Origin of the sequence: Rahnella sp. RFA10(1/100) (genome assembly GCF_004195115.1) — a bacterium.
Taxonomy (GTDB): Bacteria; Pseudomonadota; Gammaproteobacteria; order Enterobacterales; family Enterobacteriaceae; genus Rahnella; species Rahnella perminowiae.
In genome coordinates this window covers 1-14,050 of record NZ_SEWR01000003.1, presented here as the reverse complement: position 1 = coordinate 14,050, position 14,050 = coordinate 1, and the positions used below count along the sequence as shown (strand labels likewise).

The 14,050-nt window shown below is 51.5% G+C and carries 10 protein-coding genes and 1 other annotated feature; of the genes, 8 read left to right on the top strand and 2 right to left on the bottom strand.

Going from position 1 to position 14,050, the window contains the following annotated elements; translation table 11 throughout:
* The first annotated feature begins 147 nt into the window (after positions 1-147).
* Positions 148-699, top strand: a complete 552-nt coding sequence (gene apt / locus ETV65_RS10445) for an adenine phosphoribosyltransferase (RefSeq protein WP_013576602.1) — start codon at positions 148-150, stop codon at positions 697-699.
* A 63-nt stretch (positions 700-762) separates the two neighbouring features.
* Here the strand turns inward: apt and ETV65_RS10440 are convergent, their stop codons facing one another.
* Positions 763-2,826, bottom strand: a complete 2,064-nt coding sequence (locus ETV65_RS10440) for an alpha-amylase (RefSeq protein ID WP_129952808.1) — start codon at positions 2,824-2,826, stop codon at positions 763-765.
* A 320-nt stretch (positions 2,827-3,146) separates the two neighbouring features.
* Between ETV65_RS10440 and dnaX the strand changes: the two genes are divergently transcribed.
* The 7 genes from dnaX to ETV65_RS10405 all read left to right on the top strand — a co-directional run bounded on the left by dnaX (position 3,147) and on the right by ETV65_RS10405 (position 11,710).
* The gene (gene dnaX / locus ETV65_RS10435; RefSeq protein ID WP_129952807.1) at positions 3,147-5,096 is read left to right on the top strand and encodes a DNA polymerase III subunit gamma/tau; all 1,950 of its coding nucleotides are present in this window, start codon (positions 3,147-3,149) and stop codon (positions 5,094-5,096) included.
* Positions 4,432-4,496 (top strand) — a sequence feature (DnaX frameshifting element). Its footprint overlaps the gene before it by 65 nt.
* A 41-nt stretch (positions 5,097-5,137) precedes the next feature.
* A complete protein-coding gene (locus ETV65_RS10430) occupies positions 5,138-5,467 on the top strand; it encodes a YbaB/EbfC family nucleoid-associated protein (protein WP_013576599.1) in 330 nt (109 codons plus the stop codon).
* Positions 5,467-6,072: a recombination mediator RecR gene (gene recR / locus ETV65_RS10425; protein ID WP_015698289.1), complete on the top strand. Its 606-nt coding sequence runs from the start codon at positions 5,467-5,469 to the stop codon at positions 6,070-6,072. Before ETV65_RS10430 ends, recR begins: the two co-directional genes overlap by 1 nt.
* Positions 6,073-6,246: 174 nt before the next feature.
* Positions 6,247-8,115, top strand: a complete 1,869-nt coding sequence (htpG, locus tag ETV65_RS10420) for a molecular chaperone HtpG (protein ID WP_165383732.1) — start codon at positions 6,247-6,249, stop codon at positions 8,113-8,115.
* A 278-nt stretch (positions 8,116-8,393) separates the two neighbouring features.
* The gene (adk, locus tag ETV65_RS10415) at positions 8,394-9,038 is read left to right on the top strand and encodes an adenylate kinase (RefSeq protein WP_129952805.1); all 645 of its coding nucleotides are present in this window, start codon (positions 8,394-8,396) and stop codon (positions 9,036-9,038) included.
* 351 nt (positions 9,039-9,389) lie between these two features.
* Complete coding sequence (gene hemH / locus ETV65_RS10410) at positions 9,390-10,352, top strand: ferrochelatase (protein ID WP_129952804.1); 963 nt, start codon at positions 9,390-9,392, stop codon at positions 10,350-10,352.
* Positions 10,353-10,390: 38 nt separating this feature from the next.
* Positions 10,391-11,710 carry an inosine/guanosine kinase gene (locus ETV65_RS10405; protein ID WP_129952803.1) on the top strand — a complete coding sequence of 440 codons (1,320 nt, stop codon included), beginning with the start codon at positions 10,391-10,393 and terminating at the stop codon, positions 11,708-11,710.
* 38 nt (positions 11,711-11,748) lie between these two features.
* Here the strand turns inward: ETV65_RS10405 and ETV65_RS10400 are convergent.
* Positions 11,749-14,050 (bottom strand): metallophosphoesterase (locus tag ETV65_RS10400; protein WP_205951582.1); only part of this gene is annotated, 2,302 nt, incomplete at its 5' end.

The window sequence follows — 14,050 nt, the reverse complement described above, 5'->3', positions numbered from 1 at the left end:
AGCAGCTTTGCATAGATTTGGGCATCTCGTACGTCGGTGCGCTCCCAATTTCCTTCCTTGAACGACATGCTTTATCACGGCATGACGGGGGACATTTGACCGCCCGCGTTTAAGTATGAACAGCAGCTTTATCAGGCAATTAACATTATGACCGCTACCGCACAGCAGCTACAGTTTATTAAAGACAGTATTAAAACCATCCCTGACTATCCTAAGCCAGGCATACTGTTCCGTGACGTCACCAGCTTGCTGGAAGACCCAAAAGCTTACGCTGCAAGCATTCAGTTACTGGCTGATCGTTACCGTGATGCCGGCGTCACCAAAGTGGTAGGCACCGAAGCGCGGGGCTTCCTGTTTGGCGCACCGGTTGCGCTGGTTCTGGGCGTGGGCTTTGTTCCCGTGCGTAAGCCGGGCAAGTTACCGCGTGAAACCATCAGCGAAACCTACGATCTGGAATACGGTACTGACAGCCTTGAAATCCACGTTGATGCTATTCAGCCTGGCGAAAAAATTCTGGTGATCGACGATTTGCTGGCAACGGGTGGCACGATTGAAGCCACGGCGAAACTGATCCGCCGTCTGGGCGGGGAAGTGACCGATGCCGCATTCATCATCAATCTGCCGGAACTGGGCGGTGAAAAACGCCTGAATGATTCAAATATTAACTGTTACAGCCTGGTCTGTTTCGACGGCCACTGATTTTTACCCGTTGGTAATGAACTGGCCTCGCCGTTAACGCGAGGCCTTTTGCTTTCTGCGCCGTTATTTCCCGCTTTCTCCGGTCCAGACCACCATGACTTTATCCTCACCTTGCTGACGGCTGAAGGCATAATATTGCGCGGTTTGCTGTGATTTCTGCACGCCTGCGCCAACCGCGGGGTGTTGTTCCCTGAACGTTCCCAGTTTTTGCCAGTGCCTGAGTAAAGCCTGTTTCGGGCCAGTCAGTTCATGCCAGTTCATGTCGGACCGCGTTCCTTGTAAAGGATCTGAACCCGTCGGGCCAAACTGACGGCCACTTTCATCGCCGTAATAAATCTGTACCGCGCCCGGTGCCAGTAATAATAAATCTGCGGCACGCTGCTGTAATGCCAGAGACTCCCTGGCATCGGCAGTGAAAAACAGCCGGGTATCATGTGATGACAAATAACTGAGAACGTTAAAATCCTGCATTTTCTCCGCCATCTGCTGATAAGTTGTGTCGATATTGGCAAAACAACTCAGCGCCGCTGCTGCCTGATCCTGAAAATCAAAATTAATCATGGCATCAAATCCACTGGCGTAATAATCGCTTTTCATCACGCCATGACCCCACGCCTCGCCGGTCATCCAGAATGGCGCGTCATCAAGCACCTTTGCAGGATTGGCGGCTTTCCATTGTTTCAGGGCTTCGGCTGAACGCTCTTTAAGTAAGGCCAGTGTTGATTTTTCGACGTGTTTGGCGGTATCCACACGGAACCCGTCTATGCCGTAGTCCCGTACCCACTGACTGAGCCAGGTGACCAGATAATCACGCGGTGTTGCACCGGGAATTTCACGTGCGGCCGTATCGGGTTTGTTGCGATAGAAAACGGGCAGGCCGCTGACCTGACTGGATTCCGTTTTAATATCCGGCAGGAAGGCTAATGACATGGTCAGATCGTCATAACCGGGCGAGTCATAATCGCCAATGTCGGTACGGATCCATTTTTCACCCCACCAGGTACGCCAGCCGTCCTTGTCGCCGAAATTGATATAATCATTAAAGCTGTGCCAGTTCTGACCAGGGCCGGGCTTCCAGTCCGTCCAGTTTTTGCCGAGCATTTTTGCGATATCATCACCTTTCAGATACAACGAGCCAAAATGGAAGGTTTGCATATCCGCCAGCGTGGCGTAACCGGTGTGATTGACGACAACGTCAAATAAAATGCGGATCCCACGCCGGTGGGCTTCACTGACCAGCTTTTGCAAATCTTCCCCGGTACCCATATTGGCATCGAGTTTTGTCCAGTCGAGGGTGTAATAGCCATGATAGGCATAATGCGGAAAATCGCCTTTGGTGCCGCCGCCAACCCAACCGTGGATCTGTTCGAGCGGCGAACTGATCCACAGCGCGTTAACGCCCAGCCGTTGCAGATAATCGAGTTTGGTTGTGAGTCCGGCCAGATCGCCACCGTGGAAAGTACCGATTTCCTGCAGGCCGTCACTGTGGCGACCATAGCTGTGATCGTTTTCCGGATTGCCGTTTTCGAAACGATCGGTCAGTACAAAATACACCGTGGCATTTTTCCAGTTGAATGTGGCTGGCGTTTTACGCTCTGCTGATTCCAGTAACAGCAAACCCCCGCTGGCCGGGTCGGGCATCATGGTGATGTGGCCTTTTGTTACTGTGGCGCTCTGGCCGGAATAAAAATCGCGAACAGTTTCACCCTCAGCAAAAGTGCCGGAGACATCGACAATCAGCGGTTTCCCATCCTGACGCGGACAGGTTTTCGCCACGGCAGCGACAGATTCCTCCGCCGTATTCAGACTGAGCTGAAGCGTAGGCGTACCGCTGCGGGTATCAATTCGAACCTGATAATCTCCGGAGCGGAACTGTTTCCAGTAAACCGGCGGGTGGCTTTTGCAGGGTTGCAGCGACAGCACCTCGTTAAGCTTTATCGCGGTAGACGGTTGCCAGCACTGATTATCCTGATGTAATTCAAGCGTACGTTGCCCTTTTGGTAACGTGGTGTGGCTGGTGAATATACCGCTGACCGGTTCGGCGAAACCGGGAAAGCCTTGCAGCGTCCAGCTGGCCTGTGCGGCGGGGCAAACGAGCAATAATAAAGGCAGTGTCAGGGGTTTCATGGCTCTCCTTACAAAAGGCAGGAAGCATTATCAGAACAGAGGTGAATCCAGTTTAGTAAGTGCGCAAAATTTGCCCTCATCCTGTGAGACGAATTGTCAGGAGGAGAAGGAAGGGGGAGAAACTGCGACGCGGTATGCAAAAGTAAAGTAATAGGAATGATGGCGACCCTGCTGGTACACTATGCAGTGGCAGTCTGGCTTAGGCGTCATTATGCTGAGTCTTCAGTCTCCGTTTCGCAGACCCGCGCAGAAAGACGGGTTAAACGATGTTTTTTCGTGTATCGTCAAATTAATCATTATAAATCAACGATGAAGTGTTAATGAGCTATCAGGTTCTTGCCCGTAAGTGGCGCCCCCAAACTTTTGCCGACGTCGTCGGACAGGAACATGTGCTGACCGCACTGGCCAATGGCCTGTCGCTCGGGCGCATCCATCACGCCTACCTGTTTTCCGGTACCCGTGGCGTGGGCAAAACCACCATCGCCCGCCTGCTGGCGAAAGGGCTTAACTGCGAAACCGGGATCACCTCCACGCCTTGTGGCGTGTGCGATAACTGCCGTGAAATCGAGCAAGGCCGTTTTGTCGATCTGATTGAGATCGATGCCGCATCGCGTACTAAAGTCGAAGACACCCGCGATTTGCTGGATAACGTGCAATACGCACCGGCGCGTGGCCGCTTCAAAGTTTACCTGATTGACGAAGTGCACATGCTTTCGCGTCATAGCTTCAACGCGCTGTTGAAAACGCTGGAAGAGCCGCCTGCACACGTCAAATTCCTGCTGGCGACCACGGATCCGCAAAAGCTGCCGGTCACCATTTTATCGCGTTGTTTGCAGTTCCATCTGAAAGCGCTGGATGCTGAACAGATCCGCAAACAGCTCGAACATGTATTAACGCAGGAAACCATCACCACTGAGCCGCGTGCCTTACAACTGCTTTCCCGCGCTGCCGACGGCAGTATGCGTGATGCGTTAAGTCTCACCGATCAGGCAATCGCGATGGGGCAGGGTGCCGTCACCACTGAAACCGTGGCACAAATGCTTGGTACGCTGGACGACGAGCAGCCGCTGGCCATGCTCGAAGCGCTGGTCAGCGCCGACGGTAGTCAGATGATGGCGCAGGTCGAACAGGCCGCATCCCGTGGGGTCGACTGGGAAAATCTTTTGGTGGAGACGCTGGCGCTGCTGCACCGTATTGCAATGGTTCAGCTCCTGCCGTCCGTGCTGGATAATCATTACGCAGCTATTGAGCAACGCCTGCGTGAGCTCGCGCGTGTCATTCCGCCAGCTGATGTGCAGCTTTATTATCAGACTTTACTGATTGGCCGCAAAGAGCTGGCGTATGCGCCCGACAAACGCATGGGCGTCGAAATGACGCTGCTGCGCGCTCTGGCCTTCCATCCGAAAGTGATTATTGCTGAACCGGCTCCGCAACCCGTCGCAGCCCCGGTAAATGTGGCGACACCAGCGCCATCGCAACCGGCAGCGCCGCGTAACGCACCGCCGCAACCAAACTATAATGCGCCGCCGCCGCCGGGGAATGCAGAACCGGCGGCGATGCCGGATACCACTGCGCAACTTCTACAGGCGCGAACACAATTGCTCAGGCAGGGGAGTACCACCCCAAAAAAAGCTGAGCCGGCAGCGCCAGGAAAAGCGCGGCCGGCAACCTCAGCACTGGAGCGCCTCGCTTCGGTGACTGAACGTGCGCAGACATTGGCCGTGAAGAAAGAGCCCGCCGCGCCAATAAAAGAAGAAGCCTATCGCTGGAAAGCGATGACGGAACCGGAAGTCGCACCGGAACCGGTGGCGACGCCGAAAGCGTTGCGCACCGCGCTCGAACATGAAAAATCGCCGGAACTGGCTTCCCGTCTGGCAGAAGAAGCAACTGAACGTGATGAATGGGCGGCTGAAATCAGCCGGATGTCCATTCCGAAACTGGTGCAACAACTGGCGCTGAATGCCTACCGCGAGCAACCGGAACCGGGCAAAATCTGCCTGCATCTGCGTTCGTCGCAAAAGCACCTGAATTCGCCGTCTGCACAAAAGGTACTGACGGAGGCCTTATCGGCACTGCATCAGATGCCGGTTGAACTGACCGTGCTGGAAGATGATAATCTGGCGGTGAAGACGCCGCTGGAATGGCGACAGGCCATTTATGAAGAAAAACTGGCGCAGGCGCGTCAGTCTATTATTGCGGATAACAACATTCAGACTTTGCGCCGTTTCTTCGACGCGGAGCTGGATGAAGAAAGTATTCGCCCAATTTAAACGCCGCGATTGTGACGCGGCCATTGCTGAGAGAGAAGACTATGTTTGGAAAAGGCGGCATTGGTAACCTGATGAAACAGGCCCAGCAAATGCAGGAAAAAATGCAACAGGCTCAGGCGGAAATCGCTCAGCTGGAAGTGACCGGTGAATCAGGTGCGGGTCTGGTGAAAATCACCATCAACGGTGCGCATAACGTGCGTCGTGTTGAAATTGATCCAAGCCTGCTGGAAGACGATAAAGATATGCTGGAAGACCTGATCGCTGCGGCGTTCAACGATGCAGCACGCCGTATCGATGAAACTCAGAAAGAAAAAATGGCAGCCGTGTCTGGCGGTATGCAATTGCCACCAGGCTTTAAGATGCCGTTCTGATGCAAACCAGCCCTCTCCTTGAATCTTTAATGGAGGCGTTGCGTTGCCTGCCGGGCGTTGGCCCGAAGTCCGCGCAACGAATGGCATTCCAGTTGTTGCAACGTGATCGCAGCGGCGGAATGCGGCTGGCACAGTCTTTAACGCGTGCCATGTCTGAGATCGGCCATTGTGCCGATTGCCGTACCTTCACCGAGCAGGAAATCTGTACTATTTGTGCCAACCCACGGCGCAAAGAAAATGGTCAGATTTGTGTGGTGGAAAGTCCGGCTGATATTCATGCGATAGAACAAACCGGTCAGTTCTCTGGTCGCTATTTTGTGCTGATGGGCCACCTGTCACCCCTTGATGGCATCGGGCCTGACGACATCGGTTTAGGTCGCCTGGAAGAACGACTTGAAAGTGAAAATATTCAGGAAGTGATCCTCGCGACTAACCCGACGGTTGAAGGTGAGGCGACCGCCAACTATATCGCTGAAATGTGCGGCCAGTACGGTGTGCTGGCCAGCCGCATCGCGCATGGTGTGCCGGTTGGTGGTGAACTGGATATGGTGGACGGTACCACGCTGTCCCATTCCCTCGCCGGACGTCATCCCTTCCGGTTCTGACTGTCGACTGTCATGCGGGCGCGGTTCTCTGCGCCCCGTTTTGTTCCGTTATCCCTCTGCATTTCTTCTTAAAAATTTTTCCCTGCGCTTGAAAAGCCTGACGCGTAACCCCACTTATTCCTCAACGTCTGATTTGGTCAATAACAGTATCTGGATTGAGGTAATTTGATGAGTATGAAAGGACAAGAGACACGCGGATTCCAGTCTGAAGTAAAACAACTGCTTCATCTGATGATCCATTCCCTGTATTCAAACAAAGAAATTTTCCTGCGGGAGCTGATTTCTAACGCCTCCGATGCCGCTGATAAACTGCGTTTCCGCGCATTATCTGCGCCTGAACTTTATGAAGGTGATGGCGAGCTGCATGTCCGTCTGGCATTTGATAAAGAAAAACGCACCCTGACATTGAGTGATAACGGTATCGGTATGAGCCGTGATGAAGTGATTGATAACCTCGGGACTATCGCTAAATCCGGTACCAAAGCCTTCCTGCAATCTGTCGGTTCTGAACAGGCGAAAGACAGCCAACTGATTGGTCAGTTTGGTGTGGGATTCTACTCTGCCTTTATCGTGGCAGACAAAGTCACCGTGCGCACCCGTGCAGCCGGTGCCAGCGCTGAAGAAGGCGTATTCTGGGAATCTGCCGGTGAAGGTGAATACACCCTGGCGGATATCGAGAAAGCCGATCGCGGCACTGAAATCACTTTGCACCTGCGCGAAGATCAGGACGAATTCCTTGATGACTGGCGCGTACGCTCCATTATCAGCAAATATTCCGACCATATTGCGTTGCCGGTGGAAGTCGAAACCCGTAACGAAGAAGACGGCACCGTAACCTGGGAACAAATCAACAAGGCGCAGGCCCTGTGGACGCGCGGTAAAGCGGAAGTCACGGACGAAGAATATAAAGAATTCTACAAACATATTTCTCATGATTTCAGCGATCCGTTGAGCTGGAGCCACAACCGCGTTGAAGGTAAGCAGGAATACACCAGCCTGCTGTATATCCCTTCACAGGCACCGTGGGATATGTGGAACCGTGATCATAAACACGGCCTGAAACTGTATGTTCAGCGCGTGTTTATCATGGACGAAGCCGAGCAGTTCATGCCGAACTACCTGCGTTTCGTGCGTGGTCTGATAGATTCCAACGATCTGCCGCTGAACGTATCCCGTGAAATTCTGCAGGACAGCCGCATTACTCAGAATCTGCGCAGTGCGCTGACCAAACGTGTTCTGCAAATGCTGGAAAAACTGGCCAAAGATGACAATGAAAAATACCTGCAATTCTGGAAACAGTTTGGTCTGGTATTGAAAGAAGGTCCGGCAGAAGACGGTGCGAACAAAGAAACGATCGCCAAACTGCTACGTTTCGCCAGCACCCGCAACGACAGCAGTGAGCAGACGTTGTCGCTGGAAGACTATGTGACGGCGATGGTAGAAGGTCAGGACAAAATTTATTACATCACTGCCGACAGTTATGCGGCGGCGAAGAGCAGTCCGCACCTGGAATTGTTCCGCAAAAAAGGCATTGAAGTCCTGTTGTTGTCTGACCGCATCGACGAGTGGATGATGAGCTACCTCACTGAGTTTGAGGGTAAAGTCTTCCAGTCCGTCAGCAAGGCCGACGAGTCACTGGATAAACTGGCTGACGAAGAAAACGAACAGCAGAAAGAAGCCGAAAAAGCGCTGGAGCCGTTTGTTGAGCGTGTGAAAACCCTGCTGGGTGACCGTGTGAAAGAAGTGCGTCTGACGCACCGTCTGACTGATACACCGGCTATCGTCACCACGGGCGCTGACGAAATGACCACGCAAATGGCAAAACTGTTTGCGGCGGCCGGTCAGGACGCGCCGGAAGTCAAATATATCTTTGAGCTGAACCCGGAACATGCGCTGGTAAAACGTGCTTCGGACGTCGCTGATGAGACTCAGTTCAGTGAGTGGATTGAACTGCTGCTGGATCAGGCACTGTTCGCCGAACGCGGCACGCTGGAAGATCCAAACCTGTTCATCCGTCGTATGAATACGTTGCTTCAGGCGTAATTTGCACATTGAACCGTAAACCGGGAGGGTGTCGTTAACACGACACCCTTTTTTTGTCTGTAAAAGACCCCGATTTCATGTTGTCGTGTGGTTTTGCACTGCAGGCGGTACAACGCTTCTGCTGGCCGTAGCCAGCCCGAAACAGGGGGTAAAACGCCAGTCTGCACCGGCTTAACCCCCATTTCAGCAGGGCTTGTTCCTTGAGCAAAAGTGCTCAGAATGGTATGGTTGAGCGTTTTTCGAGATTCATAAAAATTACATGCAAGGGGATTTACGCAATGCGTATCATTCTGCTGGGCGCTCCGGGCGCAGGTAAGGGTACTCAGGCTCAATTCATCATGGAGAAATTTGGTATTCCGCAAATTTCTACCGGTGATATGTTGCGCGCCGCTGTGAAGGCCGGAAGTGAACTCGGCAAGAAAGCAAAAGAGATTATGGATGCGGGTAAACTGGTGACCGATGAATTGGTTATCGCACTGGTGAAAGAGCGTATTCAGCAGGAAGATTGCCGCAAGGGTTTCCTGTTAGACGGTTTCCCTCGTACCATTCCGCAGGCTGATGCCATGAAAGACGCGGGCATCAAAGTTGATTATGTGCTGGAATTCGATGTGCCGGACGAACTGATCGTCGATCGCATCGTAGGTCGTCGCGTACACCCTGGCTCTGGCCGTGTGTACCACATCCAGTACAATCCGCCGAAAGTGGAAGGTAAAGACGATGTCACCGGTGAAGAACTGATCACCCGTAAAGACGATCAGGAAGAAACCGTGCGTAAACGTCTGGTGGAATACCATGAACTGACGGAGCCGCTGGTGTCTTATTACAGCAAAGAAGCCGAAGCGGGCAACACCAGATACGTCAAAATTGACGGCACACAGCAGGTCTCTGCTGTGCGTGACGAACTGGCTGCCATCCTCAGCTGATCGTCTGCTCTGCACGCCATCACGGGGTGACTTCGGTCGCCCCGTTTGTATTTTAAGGCTCCTCACCTTCCTCATAACCCCAATATTCCAAGTGGCAGAACGGCGGCAAGCGGGCGGAGCCCCGATGAGCTTACTAAAGTAAGTGATTCGGGTGAGTGAACGTAGCCAATGTATCAGCCTTTGAAATAGAACGGGTATTAATAACAATTCGCATTGATAGCTTCTGCCGTTGTTCCGATCGTCATTGTTTTCGTTACAATGGCCTGCGCTTCTTTACTGCATCTCCAAATAAACGGTGGCGCCCATAACTTTTTGCACTGGCTTCAGTGCCTTCAATTTAGGAAATTCAGCATGACGCAGACCAAATTCGGTGTTCTTCTGGTCAACCTCGGGACTCCGGAGGCTCCGACTCCGCAGGCCGTTAAAAAATATCTGGCTGAATTTTTGAGTGATATTCGTGTGGTTGATACACCCCGTTGGCTGTGGTGGCCTGTCCTGAATTTGGTGATCCTGCCGCTGCGTTCTCCACGTGTGTCCAAACTGTACAAAGCCGTGTGGATGGAAGAAGGTTCACCGCTGATGGTATATAGCCGTCGTCAGCAGAAAGCTCTGGCAGAACGCCTGCCGGGTACGCCGGTCGAACTGGCCATGAGCTACGGTAAGCCGGGCATGAAAGAGCCTATTGAAAAACTACTGGCGCAGGGTGTGACCAAAATGGTGGTGTTGCCGTTGTATCCGCAATACTCCTGCTCCACCAGTGCTGCAGTTTTTGACGGTGTTGCGCGCGTGCTGAAATCGCAGCGTCGTCTGCCTTCAATGAGTTTTATCCGTGATTACGCCACGCATCCGGCGTACATTTCCGCACTGAAAGCCAGCATCGAACGTTCGTTCGCTCTGCATGGCGAACCGGACCGTCTGGTGTTGTCCTTCCACGGTATTCCAAAGCGTTTTGTGGCGGAAGGTGATGATTATGAACAGCGTTGCCGCGATACCGTGCAGGCGCTCACAGACGCGTTGCAACTGCCTGTGGGCAAAATAATGCTGACTTTCCAGTCCCGCTTTGGTCGTGAGCCCTGGCTCACGCCATACACCGATGAAACACTGAAAGGCCTTCCTGCTCAGGGAGTTAAACATATTCAGATCCTTTGTCCGGGCTTCGCGGCAGACTGTCTCGAGACACTGGAGGAAATTAAAGGCGAGAATCGTGAAATTTTTATTCATGCAGGCGGCGAGCGCTTCGAATATATTGACGCCTTGAACGACCAGCCGGAGCATATTGATTTGCTGCAACAACTGGTCACTCAGCACTTCTGAATGAAGCCTGAGCTTTTTGAACTCCCCGAGAATAATGAATGAAATTTCCTGGTAAACGTAAGTCCAAACACTATTTTCCGGTCAGCGCGCGCGACCCTTTATTACGTGATTCTATGTTGCAGGACATGCTGCCGGAGTCAGAAGCCGGTGCTTCGTACATCACCGGCATTGACCAGACGATGGTCGATATCGAAGCGCGTGTTGATGAAAATTTTGTTGCCCGCTACGGGCTGACACCGGGTGAATCCAATATTCTTGATGATGAGATGTCGGAAACGCTGTATCAGGAACTGATGAGCAACGCGCTTATCACGCATCAGTTTGCGGGCGGCACCGTCGGTAACACGTTGCATAACTATTCGGTGCTGGCGGATGACCGCTCCGTTTTGCTTGGCGTAATGTGCAACAATGTCAAAATAGGTGATTATGCCTATCGCTATCTGTGCAACACCTCCAGCCGTGTGGATCTTAACTTCCTGCAAGGCGTGGACGGTGCAATTGGCCGCTGCTTTACCCTCATCAGTGACACTGGCGAACGTACCTTTGCTATCAGCCCCGGTAAAATGAACGATCTGCGTGCACAAAGCATACCGGAAGATGTGATTGCCGGTGCATCAGCACTGTTACTGACATCGTATCTGCTGCGCAGTAAGCCAGGTGAACCCATGCCGGAAGCGACTATGCAGGCGATTGAATACGCGAAAAAGTATCATGTGCCGGTGGTACTGACGCTGGGCACCCAGTACGTTATCGCGGAAGATCCCCAGGCATGGCGCGATTTCCTGCGTGATCACGTCTCGATCCTGGCAATGAACGAAGATGAGGGATTTGCGCTAACGGGTCTGAGGGATCCGCTGATGGCTGCTGATAAAGCGCTGGACTGGGTTGATTTGGTGCTGTGTACCGCCGGGCCAAACGGCCTGTTTATGGCGAGTTATACGGAAGAAGAATTCAAACGCACCACCCAACATCCACTGCTGCCTGGCGCAATAGCTGAATTTAACCAGTATGAATTTAGCCGCGCCATGCGCCATGACTGTTGCCGTCAACCGTTGAAGATTTATTCCCACATTGCACCCTATATGGGCGGGCCTGAAAAGATCATGAATACCAACGGAGCAGGAGACGGCGCGCTGTCAGCATTGCTGCATGATATTGCCGCGAATGGGTTCCACCGGACTTCAGTGCCGAATTCCAGCAAACATGCCCGTGAATATCTGACCTATTCCTCTCTGGCCCAGGTGTGCAAATATGCAAACCGCGTGAGTTATCAGGTGCTGAACCAGCATTCTCCGCGTCTGACGCGTGGCCTGCCGGAACGTGAAGACAGTCTTGAAGAAAGTTACTGGGAACGTTAAATAAACTAGGCGGGGATTTTCATCCCCGCCGATACTTTTTATCCGCAATAACCCCAACGAAGGTTTTTAGGTAGTGTTCCCCAGCTCTTAATGCAGACATCTTTATAATTGTTCAGACTGACGTTATAAATCGACCGACCGGATTTTGATTTCCCAATAACCTGAACATTTTTAGCCCCACGTGGCACTTCGACAGTGACGGTGTTGCCCAATGCCAGACGATGATCAATGGTTGCATTTGATCCGTCTTCCCGGACGTATTTAACTTTATAAATACCAATGTAACCGCCACCGTTTTTCAGTGTAACCCTGAAAGCATTTTCCTTAATGGTCTTATCTACCACGGAAAGTTTAAGTGGGATAGTGGCTTCCAACTTTTTCGTTTTCAGGTCGTTATCTGAAACCTCATAAATGGACAATTCTCTTTTAAGGTTATTAACTTCAACCAATAAAAATGTTTCTTTGAATGTCGCACCACTGTTGGCGTAATAGTCACCTACAGACATTTCATGAGTATGGCCGTTGAAAATAGCGGTAATATCATAATCGCTATTTTTCGCCGTCATCTGTTGCAGACGTGAACTTGCTGCACCCATATTTTTAATATGCGAAAGTAATATAACAGCTTTGCCTTGTTTACGGGCATCAGCGAGTTGTTGTTCCAGCCAGTCGACAGAAGGGGTGACTTTTACTGTATATTTGCGGGCATCTTTCATACTGAAGCCGCTAAATTCCTTGGTATATTCGGCATAGTTGTTCAGTTGGATAAAGCGAATGCCTGACATATCAAAGCTATAAGAGAAACTCCCAATATAGTTCGTCGATAGTGAAGGGAATGAATAACCTGAAATTACGTTGTAATCGATCGCATTAATATTTTTACGCGATTTAAGATTGTTGGTCAGTTCGCGGATACTGCGTACGGCACAGTTATTGGTGAAACAATCATTGACATTGTTTTCGTAGTCATGATTGCCTAGTCCATACCAGTAATCATGGTTAAGCGTTCCCAGGGCCTTTTTCATTTCTGACCACTGCCAGTCATGACCAAAATCCGTAATATCACCGTTAATGATGGTGCCCTTAAAGGCATCACCATAGGTGCTTTTCAGACTGTTGAGCACTTGGTACTGATTGTAGATTGCCGGTTTTGCCTGCTCTTCCTGGTCAACACCGTTGGGAGTACGGGCATACTGCGGATCAGAGGTAATCGCGTAATACTCAATCGGGTGAACAATTTTCCACCAGGTATTATCTTTATTATTTTCCGGGTAATACCATTTGTTTTGCCCAGGCGCACCGTCTTGTTTAGCTTCAAAATAGTGACGACCATCCGACCAGTCCGCGTAGTAAATCTCACCTTTGGTCCCTGCTTCATTCCAGGTTTTAGGTGAACCGAGTGAACCAAAATGGGCAGTACTATTTCCCTGCTCATTTTTGATTTTTTCAGCCATTCGGGTTTTAAATGTCGTCAGCGACATTTCCACATCATCTACAGAGTCTGACAGTATTTCATACTTTTCAGTCTGTTTGCCGCCATGGGCGGTATAATTCACTTCACCGGAAGTAAAGGCATAATCCCCATTGCTGACATTATTTATCTGCGTAGGGGCGGACAATACAGGATATAAAGTATCTAACTTATCTGACATTACAGCATAGGTATCATTATCTGGCTCGATATTAGCCTCGCCAGACTCCACATCGACAGAAGGAACATTGTGTTCAGGATTTATGCAATTTAGTTGATCAGGGGCGGTTGTACCCTTATTGGCCTGTAGGGAATGTGTTTCGTTATTACGGGATATGCCGCCTATGTCCGTTGTTCCCGCCGGGGTTACTGCTCCTCCGGTTCCTGTATCATCGTTTCTGACGCTTACATCCGTTGAACGGGTGCAATTATAAGGGGTTATATCTGCGCTCGTTCCCGCCGGGACAGTTGCCCCCGATGGGATACCTGCACCGTCGCGCTGGACGGTTGCATCCATAGAGCTGGCGTTATTATGAGAGGTTATATCTATACTCGTTCCCGCCGGGACAGTTGCCCCCGATGGGATACCTGCACCGTCGCGCTGGACGGTTGCATCCATAGAGCTGGCGTTATTATGAGAGGTTATATCTATACTCGTTCCCGCCGGGACAGTTGCCCCCGATGGGATACCTGCACCGTCGCGCTGGACGGTTGCATCCATAGAGCTGGCGTTATTATGAGAGGTTATATCTATACTCGTTCCCGCCGGGACAGTTGCCCCCGATGGGATACCTGCACCGTCGCGCTGGACGGTTGCATCCATAGAGCTGGCGTTATTATGAGAGGTTATATCTATACTCGTTCCCGCC

Bases quoted from the DNA above. Each gene is read 5' to 3' on its own strand.
- hemH (WP_129952804.1), top strand. From the start codon at position 9,390: ATGACGCAGACCAAATTCGGTGTTCTTCTGGTCAACCTCGGGACTCCG.
- ETV65_RS10430 (WP_013576599.1), top strand. From the start codon at position 5,138: ATGTTTGGAAAAGGCGGCATTGGTAACCTGATGAAACAGGCCCAGCAA.
- ETV65_RS10405 (WP_129952803.1), top strand. From the start codon at position 10,391: ATGAAATTTCCTGGTAAACGTAAGTCCAAACACTATTTTCCGGTCAGC.
- ETV65_RS10440 (WP_129952808.1), bottom strand. From the start codon at position 2,826: ATGAAACCCCTGACACTGCCTTTATTATTGCTCGTTTGCCCCGCCGCA.
- adk (WP_129952805.1), top strand. From the start codon at position 8,394: ATGCGTATCATTCTGCTGGGCGCTCCGGGCGCAGGTAAGGGTACTCAG.
- apt (WP_013576602.1), top strand. From the start codon at position 148: ATGACCGCTACCGCACAGCAGCTACAGTTTATTAAAGACAGTATTAAA.
- htpG (WP_165383732.1), top strand. From the start codon at position 6,247: ATGAAAGGACAAGAGACACGCGGATTCCAGTCTGAAGTAAAACAACTG.
- dnaX (WP_129952807.1), top strand. From the start codon at position 3,147: ATGAGCTATCAGGTTCTTGCCCGTAAGTGGCGCCCCCAAACTTTTGCC.
- recR (WP_015698289.1), top strand. From the start codon at position 5,467: ATGCAAACCAGCCCTCTCCTTGAATCTTTAATGGAGGCGTTGCGTTGC.